The sequence below is a fragment of the Pseudoalteromonas sp. BSi20429 genome, from assembly GCF_000238895.1.
GTDB classification, from domain to species: domain Bacteria; phylum Pseudomonadota; class Gammaproteobacteria; order Enterobacterales; family Alteromonadaceae; genus Pseudoalteromonas; species Pseudoalteromonas arctica.
Genome location: NZ_BADV01000036.1, coordinates 151320 through 170124, shown reverse-complemented (window position 1 = coordinate 170124; position 18805 = coordinate 151320). Strand labels below are relative to the sequence as shown.

Genomic DNA, 18805 nt, shown 5'->3' with positions numbered 1-18805 from the left:
AAGCATTGACTAATAAATGTAGATGCAGAGTCTATTCAACTACAAAGATATATTGTCGCGTGCTGCGCATTTAATTACAAGTTTTAAGGGGTGAAATCCACCCGTTTTGAGCACAAAATGTAACTTTTAGAGCAAAAAAAATCATTTCATTAAAATATAAAAGCATCAACGCACTAATTACGCACCTACAACTATACCTACACTCGCATTTTAATGTGTGTTGCGTATAATACTGCGTAATTAAGTTATTTTAGAGAATAGACATGAGAACATGTGGTGTAGAAATTACCGGTAGTGATGTACTACTTTGTATTTTAAGTAAAGATAATGACGTATTTGATATTCGCGATGTGCGCCAAACACGCTTTACCTTAGGTAACGGTAACGACACTGAAGTAATGCGTAAATTTCAATTCGATTTTGCAAAACTAATGCAAGATTACCAAATTGATTCTGTTGCAATCCGTGAGCGTCAGCCTAAAGGTAAATTTGCTGGCAGCGCAAAGGGATTCAAAATGGAAACTGCGATTCAATTAATCGACAATTTAGACGTACGTTTATTTACCACAACTGAAATTAAAGAACAGGTAAAGCGTAATCCTATTCCTATTGATTTTGAAGAAACAGGTCTTAAAAAGTACCAAGAAAATGCATTTGTAAACGCTTACGTTTACATAATGAAAAAAACATACCGCAGCGACGAAATGTAAACTCATTACTCGTTTAAAAACGCGTACTTACATTGTAAGACGCGTTTTTTTGTGTCTAAAAAGTAGTATTAGCTTTTATTAATCTAATAATACATTAGTCTAACTGCACTTCTCTTTGTCGACAATATGTGTTTATTTTAACTTTGTAGTTTACATAACTCACACACATTTTCATGGAGAGAGCAATGCACACACACACTATTGCGGTAAAAGAAGTAGAACAAATAAATCACTTACCGTTATCGCAAAGCTATTTTAAAGGTATACAAAGCACACCTTTAACAAATTCGACTATCGGGGAGTACTTTGACTTTATTGTCGACAAAAATCCAGAGGCGTTAGCTGTTGTAGTTCATCACCAGGGTATTCGCTTAACGTATAAAGAATTTCAAAAAGAAGTTAATCAACTTGCTATGGGGTTGCTGGCACTTGGCGTGAAACCAGGCGAGCGTGTTGGTATTTGGTCTCCTAATAATATTGAGTGGTGCTTAACCCAATTTGCAACAGCCAAAATTGGCGCAATAATGGTTTGCATCAACCCTGCGTATCGCCCTAACGAATTACAATATGCCTTAAATAGTGTTGAATGCTCTACTCTAATCACAGCATCAAACTTTAAAGGCAGTGATTATTTAGAAATGCTCAATGGTTTGGCTCCAGAACTTGCAACTTGCGATAAAGACACACTTAATTTAAAAGCACTACCCACTCTTAAAAATATAATCCGCATTGGCGATGAAGCATCTCCTGGTATGTACTCTTTTAATGATGTTATTAACTTGCCAACACCAGCACATGAGCTTGAATTAAAAGCAATAGGTGCAAACTTAAATGCTGAGCAAGACATCAATATACAATTTACATCAGGCACAACAGGCAACCCAAAAGGCGCAACGCTCACTCATAAAAACATTTTAAATAATGCGCTATTCGTCGCCGAATCTATGCACTTTACGAGCGATGACAAGTTATGTATCCCTATCCCGTTATATCATTGCTTTGCAATGGTATTGGGTAGCTTATTGTGTGTTAGTAAAGGTGCAGCAGCCATTTACCCAGGTGATTCGTTCGATGCAAAAACCACACTAGATGTAGTTCAACAAGAAGGATGTACAGCGCTGCACGGTGTACCTACCATGTTTATTAGTGAGCTTGAGCTAAGTAATTTTAACGATTATGACTTAAGTACTTTACGCACGGGTGTAATGGCAGGCTCTACATGCCCAGAGCAAGTAATGCGCAAAGTACAAACACAAATGAACATGCATCAAGTACTGATTGCTTACGGGCAAACTGAGTGCAGCCCCATAAACAACATTACCGAAACAGACTCTTCAATAGAGCGGCAAGTAACGACGGTTGGCCGCGCACTTGCCCATACCGAGGTTAAAATTATTGACGAGTTGGGTAACATTCAACAAATTGGTCAACCTGGCGAAGTGTGTAGTAAAGGTGCAGGTATAATGCGCTGCTATTGGAATGACGATGCTAAAACAAAAGCCACAATAGATGACAACGGTTGGCTACACTCTGGCGATTTAGGTGTCATGGATACAGAAGGGTTTGTCACTATTGTTGGCCGTATTAAAGATATGATTATTCGTGGCGGCGAAAACATTTACCCTCGAGAAATAGAAGAAGTACTTTACACCTACCCGGGCATTCAAGATGCTGCCATATTTGGTATAACAGATGAAAGATATGGCGAGGAAGTGTGCGCTTGGATCCAACCAAAAGAAGATGCTGTACTTGATGAGCAAGCAATTCGTGAGTTTTTAAAAGACGAACTAGCCTACTTTAAAATGCCACGACATATCCGCTTTGTAGAAAACTATCCAATGACAGTAACAGGTAAACTGCAAAAATTTAAAATGCGCGAGCAAATGCAAGAAGAGCTAAGCGACAACGCTTTTTCCTAGTTTCGTCTCTAAGTAACTGAGGCTCTGGGTAGGGAATTTATCTCAGAGCTATATTTAGCGCTAGCAGCGTTAAATTTACGTATATTAGGACTAACACTAAAAAGCACAGCCAATTGGCTGTGCTTTTTATGTACTGAATTGTACTGAATTTATTATAAATTCAACATTCTCTTTTTTAAACGTTCTAAATCAATCGCACTCGAGCGCACTGTTAATTTAATATGGCTGTATTCATATTCTTCTTTAACAACACTCATACTCGATCGAATTTCGCCCACAATACCTTTAGCTGTGTACGGTATAACAATCTCTTCTTCAATCATGTCCTCTTGAGCAATGCCAATAATGTATTTGTGCAGTTTACTAATATCATCTGGATTACGTGTAGAGGTCATCATCGCATCAGGAAATTCATCCATTAGCGACTTCTGCTGCTCAGTACTTAATTGGTCTGACTTATTCAGTACTAATAATTTTTTGCTGCCTTCCACCCCAACTTCTGCCAATACTTTATGTACTACTTCAAGTTGTGAGCGAAAAGAAGGATCTGAAGCATCTACAACATACAACAATAACGACGCATCATGTGCCTCAGCGAGCGTTGAATGAAATGAAGCAACCAAATCATGAGGTAATTTTTTAATAAAACCAACCGTATCTGAAACCAATATACGTGGCTGCGTAATCGGATACAGCGCGCGAACAGTGGTATCTAGCGTTGCAAAGAGTTTATTTTCGCCTTCTACATCACTACCTGTAATTGCGCGCATCATTGATGACTTGCCCGCATTGGTATAACCAATTAAAGCCACTGAGAATAGCTCAGAGCGCTGCGTACGTCTGTCCATCATTACATCTTGAACACTAACAAGTTCGCGCTTTAATTCTGCTAACTGATCGCGCACCTTACGGCGATTAAGCTCAAGTGTGGTTTCACCCGCACCTTTACCCATTTGGCGTTCTTTATCACCTGTTGATGTTTCACGCAGTCGTGGCGCGACATAATTAAGGCGAGCAATTTCAACTTGTAATTTTGCAGTTTTAGTACGCGCATGACGGCTAAATATTTCAATGATAATACCGGTGCGATCAAATACTTCTACACCCAGCTGGTTCTCAACATTACGTAGTTGAGAAGGCGTTAAATCACAGTCAAATACCACTACATCAGCACATGCAAAATCAAGTTCGTCTGATGGAATTTCTGAGGATATTTCGGTTAAAGGGTCTTCATCAAGTAAATCATCTTCTTGCTCGTTTTCAACCATCCCTTTATTGCCGGTAAGGTGTGCTATTTCAGCTAGTTTTCCTGAGCCCAGTACATTAACTTTTTGGGTAGAACTTTGCTTTTGCGATTGTGTACCTACTACTTTAAAGCCTAACGTAGTTACCAAACGAGCAAGCTCTGCAAGCGACTCTGTTGCTTCGTCACCTTTAAATTGTGGTGTACTAATAGAAATAAGTAACGCATTAGGAAGTGATGGTTTTGCAGTTAGTTGCATAATTTTTTGTCTTAATGCACCTAAAGTGCAAACCTAATTTTCATTCGAAAGTAACTTGATCCTACGCTGTTATAGCCCAGCTTTATAGGGTTATAGTTCACTAATGGCGTTAATATTTAAAACTAACCATAATATACTCAATTTTATGGCTAGTTTTAAAATCACATTATATTAAAGCCTTATTGTTCAGCTTTAATATTAAACGACACCCTGCTCAATCATTGCATCTGCAACGCGCCTAAAGCCTGCAATGTTAGCGCCTAATAAAAGGTTTCCAGGCTCACCAAATTCTGTAGCGGTGTCGTTAGCGGTAACAAATATATTTTTCATAATTTGTTTTAGCTTTTCGTCAACTTCTTCAAAGGTCCAACTTTGCATGCTCGCATTTTGCGCCATTTCTAATTGGCTTGTTGCAACGCCGCCGGCATTGGCCGCTTTACCTGGTCCATACGCAATTTTTGCAGCAATAAAGCAATCAATAGCCTCTTTTGTTGAAGGCATGTTTGCGCCTTCACTTACTAATAAACAACCGCCGGATAATAATGCGTTAGCGTCTGCCTGTGTTAATTCATTTTGTGTGGCGCATGGAAAAGCAGCGTCGGCATTAAAGCGCCAAACAGCGTGCCCATCTTTAGGGTAGTCATTTACAGAAATATAAATAGCATCGGGGTGAGTTTGTTTATATACGCTCAAGCAATCACGCGATTGCTCTTTCAAACATTTAATAAGATTTAAATCTATACCCGACTCATGATACACAGTGCCACGAGAGTCGCTGCAACTTACTGGTGTTGCCCCCATTTGATAAAGCTTTTCCATTGCATAAATAGCAACATTACCTGCGCCCGAGACCAAGCAGCGCTTACCTTGTAGGCTATCGCCGCGCGCTTGCAGCATGTAGTCAGCAAAATAAACAGCGCCGTATCCCGTGGCTTCTTTTCGTACAAGCGATCCACCCCACAATAAGCTTTTACCTGTTAAAACACCTTCATAGCGCCCAGTCAAACGCTTATATTGACCAAACAAGTAACCTATTTCTCTCGCCCCTACTCCAATGTCTCCAGCGGGTACGTCGGTTGTAGGGCCAATATGGCGATAGAGCTCGCTCATAAATGATTGGCAAAAACGCATTATTTCAGCATCTGAGCGCCCTTTTGGATCAAAGTTTGCCCCGCCTTTACCACCACCGATCGGTAAACCTGTTAAAGCATTTTTAAATATTTGCTCAAACCCTAAAAATTTAATTATGCTGGCATTCACACTTGGGTGAAAACGTAAGCCACCTTTATAGGGGCCAAGTGCAGAGTTAAACTCAATTCTGTAGCCTTTATTTACCTGAATATTGCCTTCGTCATCAACCCAGGGAACTCTAAACATAATTTGGCGTTCGGGCTCAACTAAGCGTTGTATAATGGCATTTTTTTTGTATTTTTCTGAGTTTTCTAAGATAGGTTCGAGTGATTCAAGTACTTCTTCAACAGCTTGATAAAACTCGCATTGTGCAGGACTACTATTTTTTAATTGTGCGATTGTGCTATGGATATAATTCATAATTATTCTTCCGTGTTAATAATAAAAGTATTTATCAGATGTTAAAGTAAACGTGATCAAGTTTATGATTCATGCTTTAAGGTCTTAATTTAATATAATTAACTATTACCTTAGCATGAAAAATTGAGATATTTAACGCGAGCTACGTGAATTATTTTTGATTGGAAGCTTAATTTTTATTTATTAAAGATGAATTTAAATTCACAGATTTAAAATTAAAACAGTGCCAAGTGAGTTTTTATATTTTCAAAAGGGAATTTTAGAAGTATTAGGTTAGGTGTGGGTTTGTTTAAAAATATAACAATTAATGGGCTTTATACTGCATTGCGCTCGCAAAAAACCCATTAACTAAAAGCTAATTAGCTAAAACCAGTTACTCAGCAGACTCTTCTGGACGGTGCTGCTTTTGTACGCCGGTTAAAAACAAGCGTAATATTTGATCGTTACAAACACGGTAATGTTTGTTATCTACTTTACGAGAAAATGCGCTTAACTCATGTTTACTTAAGTCAAAATCAACAAGTGCAAGTGTTGCTATAACATCTTCTGCTTTCATATTTAAAGCAATACGTAGCTTCATAAAGATAATATTGTTGTTTAACTTTTTCTCAGGCTCTGGTTGCTCACCTTCGCGTTTGCCACGTTGGGTATTAATAAACCCATTTAAAAAGCTAGCAAACTCAGTATCACTTATTGGGGTAAAAGCCTCTTCACCTTCTTTAGTTAACCATGCAATTACTTGCTCTTTGGTGACCGTATGCTCTGCTGATGCAAAAACATTGACCATAGCAGTATCAGTTAAGTTAAAAGTGTAGCGAATGCGGCGTAAAATATCGTTATTAGTCAAAGTAAATCCCAAAGTGAGGTATAGCAACCAAGCAGTTATTGCTTAATTTTAAATAAGCACCTAGTTTAACAGGTTTACTAATACCACCCTATTAATTTTTATCTGAGCTTCTTATACCTAGTTACCAAGCACCTTGGCAGGATCTACGCGCGTTGCTTGCCATGCAGGATAAATAGTGGCAAGTATCGCAAGCACAAACGTAACAATCACTGTAATACCAATGTCTTCAAGTACTAATTTACTTGGTAAAAACTCTATAAAATAAACGCCCTCAAGTGGATTGGCTCCAAATAATTGGCTTATCCACGTAAAAAGCTCACTTATATTAAGCGCTAATACCACGCCAATTAGTGTTCCTAGTGCCACGCCTACAAATGCTTGCATTAAGCCCTGCATTACAAAGGTGGCTAAAATAGTACTGTCTTTCGCGCCCATGGTTTTTAAAATTGCGATATTGCCTTGTTTTTCGCGTACTTCCATCACTAAAGAGGACACAATATTAAAACTGGCTACCGCTATAATTAAAAACACCACAATATAAACAATGGTACGTACCATTTGAATATCTTGATAAAGGCTGCCTTGGGTTCTGAACCAACTAGAAATATACACGTAGTCGTCAATAGTTTGGCCCACTTTTAGCGCTATTTGGTGCGCCGAAAACACATCATCAACACTTAAACGCAGCCCTGTTACTTGGGTTTCATCGTAACCCAATGTTTGCTGTGCTTTGTTAAGATGTATAAATGCAGCGGTACTATCAATCGGTCCGCCCATTTCTATAACACCTGCAAGGTTAAGTGTTACGCGTTTAGGCGCTAATAATGATTGACCTTTTTGGCCAATTTGCGGAATAAGTAACGTAATGTTGTCGCCTACTTTTGCATCTAACTGTTTTACTATTTGCTTACCTAAAATTACATCGTCAAGGCCTAGCTGACTGACTAATTTACCACTGGTAAACTGGTTTACCGCTGATACATTACTCTCTAGCGATGGCTCAACACCCCGAATTTCTATCGCTTTTAGCTGGCTTTTATATTGTGCCATTCCGTTAACGGCAATAAATGGCGCAGCCCCTGTTACGTGAGGTTGTGTTTGTAAATCCTCAACCTTTTGCGACCAATTTGCAATGGGTCTACTTGGTGCTACATATTCAACCTGCGGTACAACACTTAGCAATCTATGTACTAGTTGCTGCTCAAAACCATTAATTACCGACAGCGCCACAATTAAAACCGCGACACCTAATAAAATACCAATAGTCGACGCTTTAGCGATAAAACTAACAAAGCCGTTTTTTTCATCTTTGTGGCCTGAATAGGCTCTAAAACGTTTACTTAAAAATGCACTAAGCAACATGCTGCGACTCTTTAATAGCTAGTTTTCCATCGTCTAAATAAGCTATTTTGCCTAGCTTATCGGCAAGTTCTAAATCGTGTGTAACTACCACAAAACTGGTGTTTAAGCTTTGGTTAAGCTCATTAATTAAATCGTAAATTTTAATCGCATTTTGTTTATCTAAATTACCGGTTGGTTCATCAGCAAGCACAAGCGCAGGTTTTGTAACCAGTGCTCGGGCAATAGCCACGCGTTGGCGCTCTCCACCAGAAAGCGCAGACGGTTTATGCGAGCTGCGATGTGCAAGGCCTACTTTTTCGAGCATATCGAGCGCTTGAGCTTTGGCTTCTTTTGCACTCAAGCCTTTAATTAATAATGGCATAGCTACGTTTTCAACTGCGCTAAACTCCATTAATAAGTGATGAAATTGATAGATAAAGCCCAAGTTTTGGTTTCTAAATGCGGCTTGCTCTGTTCGCGAAAGTTTTGCAACTTCTTGGTTTTTAATTTTAGCGCTACCTGAGCTTGCGGTATCTAATGTGCCAAGTATGTGTAAAAGCGTACTTTTACCAGAGCCAGAACTCCCCACAATAGCGAGCATTTCACCTTGCTGCAGCGCTAAATCAACACCTTTTAATACTTCAACTTGGTTGCTGCCATCTTGATAAACTTTACTTAAATTTTCACAACTAATTACTAAATCATTCATAACGTAATACCTCTGCTGGTTTTACTTTTGCGGCTTTACGCGCAGGATATAAGGTAGCTAAAAAGCTCATAGCAATACTGGCAAACGCTATTATTACTAAACTCAAAATATCAAATTTTATCGGAAGCTCTATACCCGCCAATAAGTTTAAGCCCACTAATGCAAGTAGCTCATTTATATATAAACTAAATATTACACCTAAAAATGCGCCTATTGCGGTACCAATTACGCCGTTATATAGGCCTTGCACCATAAACACTTTTTGCACTTGCGAAGGTGTTAAACCTAACGTTTGTAGTATGGCAACTTCACCTTGTTTTTCGCTTACCATCATGGTTAATGCCGATACAATATTAAATACAGCCACCAATACAATGAGGGCAAGCAACATAGACATAATGCGCTTTTCCATAGCCACGGCTGCAAATAGAGTACCTTGGGTACTGCGCCAATCACTGTAATTGTGATCTTTTAAAATACGTTGGCTTGCTTCAATAAATTCATCTAGTTCGAAAGGTTCGTGCAATGAAACACTCAAATTTGGGGCGGTGTTTTTATCCAGCTTTAACACCCGTTGTAGCGAAGCGCCACTCGTAAACGCAAGTGCCATATCTATCTCAGATCCGGTTTCGTATATTGCGGCAACTTTAAATAAACGCTGGCTGGGTACTCGCCCAAGAGGTGTATACGTTGAAGCATTAGGCATAATAACGCGAAGCTTATCACCCACGCTAACGCCTAATTTACGACTCAAATAACGGCTTATAGCAATGTTGTAATTTTTGTTTAATACAGTTTTCCAATCGCCTTGCACTATTTTATCGGTAATTTTATACAAAGAACCACTATCGTTATAAAGGCCTTGTAGTAAAACGCCGTGCAAGTCTTTATTTGTTTGCAAAATAGCTTCGCCGTGGCGATATAAGCTTACATGATCAACATAAGGAGATTGTTCGAGGTCGGTTTTTAGGGTGTTCATTTGGGTGGCAGTGTGTTTACCTGCGCTAACTTCAACATGCGGAATAAGTCCAAGCATATTGGTTTTCAGGCTATTTTCAAACCCGTTCATTACACTGCTTACGGTAAATAATGCCATTAAACCAATAGCGATACCGGCAATAGAAAAAAACGAAATAAACGATATAAACGCATTTCCTTTAGAGGAGCGACTATATCTAAGCCCTATAAATAAGCTAACCGGTTGAAACATATTATTTTTAACACTTATCGTAAAAGTATTGAGCAATAGTAGCACGAAAAAAGTGCCTTTGGGTATGGCGTAAAATGTAAGAAATAATTTAAAAATCTGATACTTGGCTATATTTACAGCAATATGTATTTAACCATTAACTCGCGGTTAAGCTTTAAGCCCGTTGACTAAATAATCGAGCAATACCCGTACATTAGTAGCCACAAACTGCCTTGGTGGATATACGCCCCATACTCCTTCTTGCTGTGGTTGATAGGGTGTTAAAATAGGCACCAATTGCCCTGAGTTAATTTCGTTTTCAATGTAGTAGTCTGGGAGTTGTACAATACCGAGCCCCTTTTTTACGCCATCCACCAGCGCCCAACCACTATTACACTGTAGCCGCCCCGCTATTTTAATGTGTTTATCGCGCCCATTTTCGTTTACGCGCCAGTAGCTACTATTCCCAATTAAACATTCATGGCTGTTTAGCTCGCCTAAAGTATGCGGCTCACCAAATCGCGTTAAATACTGTGGTGCCGCGCACATAATAAAACGCCGCGCACTTAACCTACGCGCTTTTAAGCTCGAATCTTTTAAATGCCCAAGCCTTATTGCTAAATCAAATCCTCCTTCTAATAAGTTTTCTTGCTCGTTACTTAGTGTGGCAACAACTTCTACCTCGGGATGATCCTTCATAAAATTATGCACTATAGGCATAATGAACGTTTCCCCATACATAACAGGGGCTGTGAGCTTAATTTTACCCTTTGGTGTAGTTTGGTGCGTGGCAAGACCTTGAGTTGCCTCATCCATAGCATGTTGTAAGTGCTTTATTTGATGTAAGTAAACTTCACCTTCTTTAGTTAAAACCACTTTACGGGTTGTACGAGTTAATAGTTGTGTATTTAAACGTTGCTCAAGCGCTGTTACATGGCGGCTAATATGCGCAACCGAAAGCCCAAGCATTTTTGCAGCCGCAGTAAAGCTGCCCTCCTCACCAACCGCTATAAACTCATCAATTCCATCCCAACGTGCCATTATTACCATACTGTAAAAGTGTTTTAATAAAATTGAGATTATCATTATTTGAGAAACAAATACAATAAGCCCATCACCCAAGCAAATTGGGTCTACAATTATTTTTTAATAGCCAGTTAAAGGAAATAAAACACATGTCTGAATTTATTAAATCAAAAGCGGCGATTGCTTGGGGTCCTAATCAACCACTTAGTGTTGAAGAAGTTGATGTGATGATGCCTAAAAAAGGCGAAGTAATGGTAAAAATTACCGCTACAGGTGTATGTCACACCGATGCATTTACATTATCAGGCCAAGATCCTGAGGGCATATTTCCTGCTATTTTAGGTCACGAAGGCGCTGGTGTTGTCTATGCTGTTGGCGAAGGCGTAACGAGTGTTGAAGTTGGGGATCATGTTATTCCTTTATACACTGCAGAATGTGGCGTATGTAAAATGTGTACCTCAGGTAAAACTAACTTGTGCTCAGCCGTACGCGAAACACAAGGTAAAGGCCTAATGCCAGACGGCACTACACGATTTTTTAAAGACGGCCAACCAATTTATCACTACATGGGCACGTCTACGTTTTCTGAGTACACAGTACTTCCAGAAATTTCACTCGCTAAAGTAAATAAAGAAGCATCACTAGAAGAGATTTGCTTGCTAGGCTGTGGTGTAACAACAGGCATGGGCGCAGTTACAAATACAGCTAAAGTAAAAGCTGGTGACACTGTTGCTATATTCGGCTTAGGCGGCATTGGTTTATCTGCGATTATTGGCGCAAAAATGGCAGGCGCTAGTCGTATTATTGGTGTTGATATTAATACCACTAAATTCGATTTAGCGACAAAACTAGGTGCAACTGATTTAATTAACCCAAAAGATTTCGACAAGCCAATTCAAGAAGTTATTGTTGAAATGACAGACGGCGGCGTTGACTACTCGTTTGAATGTATCGGTAATGTTGACGTAATGCGCTCAGCGCTTGAGTGTTGCCACAAAGGTTGGGGTGAGTCGGTAATTATTGGTGTGGCAGGTGCAGGTCAAGAAATATCAACCCGTCCGTTTCAGCTGGTAACTGGGCGTGTATGGCGTGGTAGTGCATTTGGTGGCGTTAAAGGCCGTTCACAACTTCCTGAAATTGTTGAGCGTTACATGGCGGGTGAATTTGCTCTTAGCGACTTTATTACTCACACAATGAGCCTTGAAGATATTAACGAAGCGTTTGATTTAATGCATGAAGGCAAAAGTATTCGTACAGTAATTCATTACTGATAACTGCTAAGCACGTTTAAGAATAAGCCGTAATACTTTTAAGTTTGCGGCTTTTAAGGATTAAGTATGTTAGAAAATATCTCAAGTGTAAAAGTGTCTGGCGGTTGGCATAAACAATATACTCACAATTCGCAAAGTACACATTGCACTATGCGCTTTGCCGTATTTTTACCACCTGGCGCAAGTGAAGCAAATAAAGTACCGGTACTTTATTGGTTATCAGGTTTAACCTGTACCGACGAAAACTTTATGCAAAAAGCAGGCGCATTTAAAAAAGCCGCCGAGCTAGGTATTGCTATTGTAGCGCCAGACACCAGCCCGCGCGGCGAAAACGTACCTAATGAAGACAGCTACGACTTTGCACAAGGCGCAGGCTTTTACGTAAATGCCACGCAAGCTCCTTACAACACTCATTTTAATATGTACGATTATGTTGTTAGTGAGTTACCAGCACTTATTGAACAACATTTTCCGATAACAAGCACAAAAGCAATTAGTGGTCACTCTATGGGCGGGCACGGTGCATTAATGGTTGCACTTAAAAACCCGACTGCGTTTGTAAGTGCCTCGGCTTTTAGCCCTATTGTAAATCCGATTGAATGCCCTTGGGGTGTAAAAGCATTTACTGGCTATTTAGGAAATGATAAGGCGCTTTGGGCACAATATGATAGCTGCGAGTTGATGAAAAACGCAGAGCAAGCTCATTACTTACCCATGTTAGTGAGTCAAGGTGATGCTGATGGCTTTTTACAAGAGCAACTTAAGCCAGAAAACTTAGTCGCTATTGCTGATAAAAAAGGCTACCCGCTTACACTTGAAATGCAAGCAGGCTACGATCATAGCTACTTTTTTATAAGCAGCTTTATTGACCAACACTTATTATTTCATCATCAGTTTTTAACTGCATAGGCTCATTAGTGTGTAGGGATGACTTTTCTAACTCTACACACTCTTTCAATACTTTACTCACTTGCCTGCATACTTGTACCGTATTGTTATTGCCCTTACCTTTAATAAATTCAACTATAGCCATATCGGCTTCAACACCGAGTTTAGTAAAGCTAAACCCCTCTTTATCTTTTACAACAGGCCCCTCATTTACTGGGCCTGGTTGAGAGCGCGCTGCCCCATCTAAAATTATACCCGCAGCAGCGCAACCAATTAATACATTTGAAAATAGAATAATCAATAAAGTACGCATTATTAACCCCACCAATATAATTACCTAAATTATATACAATTTAAAAATAGCATTGTAAAAAAATGTAAGCCTTAGTGCTTAAATTCACGTATGAACTCTTTAATAAAACCAATTAATTGCAATATAAATATAATTAAAAAAGGAAGCGCTCCAATAATAGCAACGCTTCTGTTTAATGGTTCATTGTTTTGTACTAACAAAACAAAAGCGCATAAACCTAGTGCAAACGACCAAGCATACAAGCTCCATGTTTGAGCTTCACTTGCACCACTTAATTGGCGAATAACCAAAACAGCAGAGTCTGCTGATGTGGCTACAAAAATGAGTAGAAGCAATAAACTTGACCAAATTAATAGACCGCCTTGCCAGCCTAATTGCTCGAAAAATACAAACAGCCCTTGCGTATAATCGGCTTTAATAGCCTCTAAAATGCCTGCATTGTGAGTTTGATCCCACGCAATTGCAGAGCCCGAAAACACACTAAACCATATAATAGTCACAAAGGTTGGTACAAATACGACACCTAATATGTATTGCCAAACCGGCCGTCCTTGGCTAATTTTTGCCAAAAACACACCAACAAACGGACCCCAAGCTAACCACCAAAAATAGTAATTGTATGTCCAACCTGTTGCCCATGCTGGGTCATTAAGTACGCTTTCAAACTGCCATGTACCTGTGGTTATGAGCTGAATGTAATCCCATGTACCGCCTATTGCTATATCTATAATTGGCTGTATAGGCACAAAAATTAATAGCCATGCTATAAGTGCAAATGCTAAAAACACATTAAATTTACTAAGAGTTTGAATTCCTTTTTTAAGCCCCAACTTTGCAGAAATAGTATAAAGCAGCGCAATTAAAAAAATAATAATAAACCCCGAAAATAAAGCAGACTCAACCCCTAGCTCAAGCTCGAGCCCTTTACGCAGTAATAAAGTTGAATTAGCAATTGTGCCCACGACACCAAAAAATATTGCAAGTATGGCAATTAATTTAATGCTAAAGCTCAACTGTAACTGCCAAGCCCGATTAATAACGCCTTTAGTTGCACTGATCACAGGAGCACTAATATCGCCCGCTGTACCACTATTGCGAGTAAGCCCACCTAATACCAAGCCAAATACTGCATAGAGCGCCCATGCATGCGCGCCCCAATTAACTAGTGTAAGTGCCAAACCACTTGTTTGGTGGTTGGGATACAAGCTTTGCTTTAAAGGCGAATTAACCGTGTGTAGTGCAGGCTCTGCTACTCCCCAAAATATAAGTCCTGAGCCCATTCCTGCTGCAAACAACATAGAAAGCCAACCAAAGGTACTAAACTCAACAAGTGCTTGCGCTCCTCCTATTTTTCGTTGCCCTAATGGGCTTATAGCAATAGCTATCACGGAAAAAAGTAACAAGTTTACCAATATAAAAAATGGCGACCCTAAATAACCTAAAATTTTATTAATAGCGGGTTGTAAGTGCTCTGTGAGTAATTCAGGAAATAAAAAAGCAATAACAGATAACCCAACGCAAAATAGTAAGGCTGTTTTTTCAAGCTTAGTGGGTGTGCTTAATGTTTTATTTAAAGGCAAGAGATTCACATAGGTGTCTTTTAGTCTGGATAAAAGAATACGGGGCTTTAAAACTCAGATCAAATTAACTATTGCGTAAAATAGTAATAAAAACATGTAAAAGTTTCCTCAATAATTCTTGTTAAATACAGGTATTAACAATAACTCATTGATTAATAGTCATTTATGCCATGGCTTGCTGTTTGCTTATTATTAACAAAGTTAACCAGCACAGGCTCAATAATGGAAATTGATTTACAGTGGAATGAAATCATCGATAACTTAATACACTTAGGTATTGCATACCTACTTGCACTACCCATGGCTTACGACAGAGAGCGAAGTAATGATGGCGCAGGCCTTCGTACCTTTCCTCTTGTTGCTGTTGCATCGTGTGGGTATGCATTAATTGCTATGTCGGTTTTAGATGGCGCAGAAGCTCAATCAAAAATGTTGCAAGGCATCATTACTGGTATTGGTTTTATTGGCGGTGGCGCAATTTTGAAAAATAACAAATCAACCTCCGGCACAGCAACCGCAGCCAGTATTTGGAATATGGGTTTAATTGGTATAGCTGTAGCCTACAGCCGTTACGAAATAGCCATTTTACTTGCCATTATTAATTTTATAACGCTTAGGTATGTAAAAAAGTTTAAGTAACAGTTTTTTTAATAAGTATTGCAGCAAAATTCCAATGCATTATTTGAATAGCCAAAACTTATTAATGCAATAACTCCCCATAATTTATATGTGGGGAGTTACAATTTTTATAAAAAGCTTTCACCGCTTTGCTTAAGTGTAATTGTTTGTGCTTGAGCGCTTTTTATTAATAATCCACAACGCAAATCATTTTTCGAAATAACAATTTTATCAATTGTATTAGTGTCATAGTCAACGACTTTGTTTTCGCATCTAAGTTGCACTTTGCTCAGTGGTAATTCTGATTCTAATTTAACTTCAGACTTCGACATCATAGGCATTACAGCTTGTTCTGAAGCTAAACTAAATTGTTGCTTAATATCTCCCGAGTTTTTATAAATATCGTTCACTTGAGTTAACAACTGTTCCTTGTTTTGCTCTGTAAAGGTTATGGATTCAATATTGCCTAGTGCATCTATTGCATCATAAGCACGTACATAATCTTGTTTTGATATAAACCACTGTAAAGCGTTTTTAATCACACGTTTTTGAATTTGATCCGGTAGATTAGCTCTAAATAAAAACGCTTCGTAGATATGCTGATCAAAGCTCTTCCAGTCTTGCACAAAATAACTGTGCTGGCTTTTAAGCCATGCAAGCAAAACAATCTCAACCGTATTTTTTGTATGTTCATTTTCTAATTCATCGATACGGCTTTTAGCTTCATCGTATTTCTTTTCGTCGATTAATTTACTAGCTTGCTCATAATCATTAAAAAAGCCGCGAGACGCTTTATCGTTTGAAAAATTAATATGTAAATTTTGCGAACTTACAGTAATGGTTTTTGCTACAGGGATAGTCTCACCATTTAATTTTGCACTTTTGTAGTTGAGCTTAGACACGTAATCCATTACTTCTCTTTGGTACTTTTTTTGCCCAACCGTAGCTACAATTTCTATATCACTAACCTGCCCGCTTTTATCAACCACGTAACTGCTCAAATTAATCCCCTCTAACCTCGAAGCGCGCGAAGAAGTATTAGTGAGCTGATCGTAGTTTTTATTAATCACTTCTGCAGGAATAAAGTCATCTGCAAAAACAGAGAGTTGAGTAAAAGTACAAGTTAAAGAAAGCGCTAATATGAGTTTTTTCATCAGTTTTATCCATCCTAGATAGTGTTTATATAATAGAAACAAACGTTCAAGATAAAAGCAAGTGTAAATACAAAAAACTAGTTCATTTAATGAGCTTCACTTAGAAAAAACTTAATAGATAAATATATTTGAGGCATTAAAAAAGGCGCTTAAAAAGCGCCTTGCTAACAAGTATGTGTGCTTAAAACATATCTTGATAGGAATTTGTTGTGCTAAACGTAATTGCTTTTTCAAAGCCAGGTAACTGAATACTTTGCTCGTCTATTACAATGTCGTTGTCGTCAATAAGTCCGTCGCCAAAGCGGTAAATAAGCTCATATTGGCCTAAATCAGCTTGAGCTTGATACGTTTGTTGCGCGGCTTTAATTGCCACGTTTTTCTGCGCGTAACTAGTCATAACTTGATCGCCATGGCGCTTAGCGAGCATTTGCATTGTTACTTTTGGTGAAAGTACGGTAGCTGTTGCATTGTTACCGCCAAAGCCTTTTGAATTTATAAAAGCAATATCCATATCGGCGCATTCGTAATGGCTATTACGAATATCAAGATGATCGGTGTAAACATCATCAGCCACTTTATCAATTGTGGTAATACCCGGCATAATATTATGGCTAAATACACCTAGAGCTATCGCTAATTGGTCGCCACTTGCAGGAGCTATAGTATGACCAACATAGGCTTTTGGCGCTGTCACTTTCCAATTATCAATAGCGAACGTTTGTGCCACTTTGTGATATATCAACGACTCTGTTACGCGGTTTAACGGTGTACTTGAGCCATGCGCTAAAATAAAGCTACGTTCTTGCAAGGCTTTTTTGCCTAAAAGGCTCGTTGCTAAAGCAGCCGATTTAGCCATGGTAATATAGTTACCAGGGCCAGGTGACGTGATTGATTTTTTTATGCCATCTGCATTTACAAATACATCCGGTACGCAGCCCATAATGTCGGCGCCTAGTTCAAGGGCTAAAGCATCGTCCATTAAAATAGCAACTTGTGCGCCTTCACCTAATGTAAAGCCGCAGTTGTCGCCAAATGGGCGGCTACTTTTGCGATAATCTGGTTCTTCATCACTTGATAAGTTATCTAAACGGCGCAAACCTTCGACATTTGCAAGTGCGCTCATGTTACCAAAACCTTCAATCACTTCTGGTGTAATAGCACACTCAACACTTGCGACAACCGCAACGCGTGTACGCCCTGCCTGTATGTCGTTAACCGCTGCACGTAAGTTGTATAAAAACGTAGCACAGGCCCCCGAGGTCGAAAACGTAGTCCCTACATTGCCCGTAACATACGCGTTAATAAAGTCGGTCGACATTGTATTTAAACCCAGTGCTAACTGCTTAGTACTAACACGGTCGCCTTGTTGGCGCGCCTTTACTAAACCGCCTAGGCCTTTGTCGTCCATTTGGCCAATTACCGATGCTGAATAGGTACCAATTTTATCTGGCTCTACGCTATTCATAATATGCTGCCAATCAAGCCCTGTTGATTTAATAGCATCGGTAGCTGCAAAAATAGTAGCTTGCAGACCACGAGGCTGATAGCGGCTGTTATACATAACAGACGGATCAAACCCAGTCGGAAATTGCCCTGCAGATTTAATCGGGTTATCACGTGTTGAGTCATGCTTAACATCTAAGTCGGCTGCAATAGTTACTTTTACTTTTTTGCCTTCAAGTTCTTCAACTTGCCAGCTAGCTGGAACAGGTGTAGGTAAGTCGCGAGCGCGCGTTTCAAACACAATTGCGTTATCGCTTGATGCGTTTAGCGTCATTTTTTGCTGCCACGGTGTGGCATCGGCATCAAAGTGTTCTTTTTCAATTTTACGAATAAGCGTACCAGCAATAATTTGCTCACCAAAGCGTGCTTCTATGTCGCTTTGCTCAACATTATTACCTTGTGCATCTTGTAATTGGCCGTTTACAACGCTTACTAGATTCATCAGTGTGGCGAGGCCTAAGAATGTTTCACTGCGATCTTGAGCATTTAAACTATCTAACACGATACGGCGATAACCTTGATGAAAAGAAGTACGGCCAGCGGCGTTAATGCCACCCATGCCTACTATAACGGGTAATGCAGTCATAATTTACCTTTAAAAAACGTGTTATTAGAAGAAGAAGCAGTTTAAATGGATTATGAACCATACATTGTGCTTTAATAGCCAAATATTCAGCACAAAAG

Annotated in this window: 16 protein-coding genes; 5 read left to right on the top strand and 11 right to left on the bottom strand. The window is 39.2% G+C overall.

The window, feature by feature from the left end; translation table 11 throughout:
- The first annotated feature begins 263 nt into the window (after positions 1 to 263).
- Both P20429_RS11285 and P20429_RS11290 read left to right on the top strand, forming a co-directional pair.
- The gene (locus P20429_RS11285) at positions 264 to 710 is read left to right on the top strand and encodes a DUF3010 family protein (protein WP_007582681.1); all 447 of its coding nucleotides are present in this window, start codon (positions 264 to 266) and stop codon (positions 708 to 710) included.
- Between the two features lie 185 nt (positions 711 to 895).
- The gene (locus P20429_RS11290; RefSeq protein ID WP_007582680.1) at positions 896 to 2629 is read left to right on the top strand and encodes an AMP-binding protein; all 1734 of its coding nucleotides are present in this window, start codon (positions 896 to 898) and stop codon (positions 2627 to 2629) included.
- 152 nt (positions 2630 to 2781) lie between these two features.
- Here P20429_RS11290 and hflX read toward each other — a convergent pair whose 3' ends face one another.
- The 7 genes from hflX to P20429_RS11325 all read right to left on the bottom strand — a co-directional run bounded on the left by hflX (position 2782) and on the right by P20429_RS11325 (position 10809).
- Positions 2782 to 4131 (bottom strand): GTPase HflX, encoded by a 1350-nt coding sequence (hflX, locus tag P20429_RS11295; protein ID WP_007582678.1) that lies wholly within the window; start codon positions 4129 to 4131, stop codon positions 2782 to 2784.
- A 198-nt stretch (positions 4132 to 4329) separates the two neighbouring features.
- The gene (gene gdhA, locus P20429_RS11300; RefSeq protein ID WP_007582676.1) at positions 4330 to 5682 is read right to left on the bottom strand and encodes an NADP-specific glutamate dehydrogenase; all 1353 of its coding nucleotides are present in this window, start codon (positions 5680 to 5682) and stop codon (positions 4330 to 4332) included.
- 373 nt (positions 5683 to 6055) lie between these two features.
- Entirely contained in the window at positions 6056 to 6529 is a 474-nt protein-coding gene (locus P20429_RS11305) for a DUF1456 family protein (protein WP_002960721.1), read from the bottom strand.
- A 117-nt stretch (positions 6530 to 6646) separates the two neighbouring features.
- Positions 6647 to 7891, bottom strand: coding sequence for a lipoprotein-releasing ABC transporter permease subunit (locus P20429_RS11310; RefSeq protein WP_007582673.1), 1245 nt, complete (start codon positions 7889 to 7891; stop codon positions 6647 to 6649).
- Positions 7881 to 8579: a lipoprotein-releasing ABC transporter ATP-binding protein LolD gene (gene lolD / locus P20429_RS11315; RefSeq protein ID WP_007375330.1), complete on the bottom strand. Its 699-nt coding sequence runs from the start codon at positions 8577 to 8579 to the stop codon at positions 7881 to 7883. The genes P20429_RS11310 and lolD overlap by 11 nt, the downstream gene beginning before the upstream one ends.
- Entirely contained in the window at positions 8572 to 9789 is a 1218-nt protein-coding gene (locus P20429_RS11320) for a lipoprotein-releasing ABC transporter permease subunit (RefSeq protein ID WP_007582670.1), read from the bottom strand. The genes lolD and P20429_RS11320 overlap by 8 nt, the downstream gene beginning before the upstream one ends.
- A gap of 147 nt (positions 9790 to 9936) precedes the next feature.
- Positions 9937 to 10809: a LysR family transcriptional regulator gene (locus P20429_RS11325; RefSeq protein ID WP_007582668.1), complete on the bottom strand. Its 873-nt coding sequence runs from the start codon at positions 10807 to 10809 to the stop codon at positions 9937 to 9939.
- Positions 10810 to 10943: 134 nt separating this feature from the next.
- Between P20429_RS11325 and P20429_RS11330 the strand changes: the two genes are divergently transcribed.
- Both P20429_RS11330 and fghA read left to right on the top strand, forming a co-directional pair.
- Positions 10944 to 12065 carry an S-(hydroxymethyl)glutathione dehydrogenase/class III alcohol dehydrogenase gene (locus P20429_RS11330; protein ID WP_007582667.1) on the top strand — a complete coding sequence of 374 codons (1122 nt, stop codon included), beginning with the start codon at positions 10944 to 10946 and terminating at the stop codon, positions 12063 to 12065.
- 66 nt (positions 12066 to 12131) lie between these two features.
- Positions 12132 to 12974, top strand: a complete 843-nt coding sequence (gene fghA / locus P20429_RS11335) for an S-formylglutathione hydrolase (RefSeq protein ID WP_007582666.1) — start codon at positions 12132 to 12134, stop codon at positions 12972 to 12974.
- Here fghA and P20429_RS11340 read toward each other — a convergent pair.
- Positions 12928 to 13266 (bottom strand): hypothetical protein, encoded by a 339-nt coding sequence (locus P20429_RS11340; protein WP_007582665.1) that lies wholly within the window; start codon positions 13264 to 13266, stop codon positions 12928 to 12930. The two genes, fghA and P20429_RS11340, sit on opposite strands and share 47 nt — an antisense overlap.
- A gap of 71 nt (positions 13267 to 13337) precedes the next feature.
- On the bottom strand, positions 13338 to 14855 hold the full coding sequence (locus P20429_RS11345) for a BCCT family transporter (RefSeq protein ID WP_158307911.1): 1518 nt from the start codon (positions 14853 to 14855) through the stop codon (positions 13338 to 13340).
- 213 nt (positions 14856 to 15068) lie between these two features.
- Here P20429_RS11345 and P20429_RS11350 point away from each other — a divergent pair, with 213 nt between their 5' ends.
- A complete protein-coding gene (locus tag P20429_RS11350; RefSeq protein ID WP_024590122.1) occupies positions 15069 to 15485 on the top strand; it encodes an MgtC/SapB family protein in 417 nt (138 codons plus the stop codon).
- Positions 15486 to 15592: 107 nt separating this feature from the next.
- Here the strand turns inward: P20429_RS11350 and P20429_RS11355 are convergent, their stop codons facing one another.
- Positions 15593 to 16618, bottom strand: a complete 1026-nt coding sequence (locus P20429_RS11355; protein ID WP_007582662.1) for an energy transducer TonB — start codon at positions 16616 to 16618, stop codon at positions 15593 to 15595.
- A 181-nt stretch (positions 16619 to 16799) separates the two neighbouring features.
- Positions 16800 to 18707 (bottom strand): beta-ketoacyl synthase, encoded by a 1908-nt coding sequence (locus P20429_RS11360; protein WP_007582661.1) that lies wholly within the window; start codon positions 18705 to 18707, stop codon positions 16800 to 16802.
- Positions 18708 to 18805: the final 98 nt, after the last annotated feature.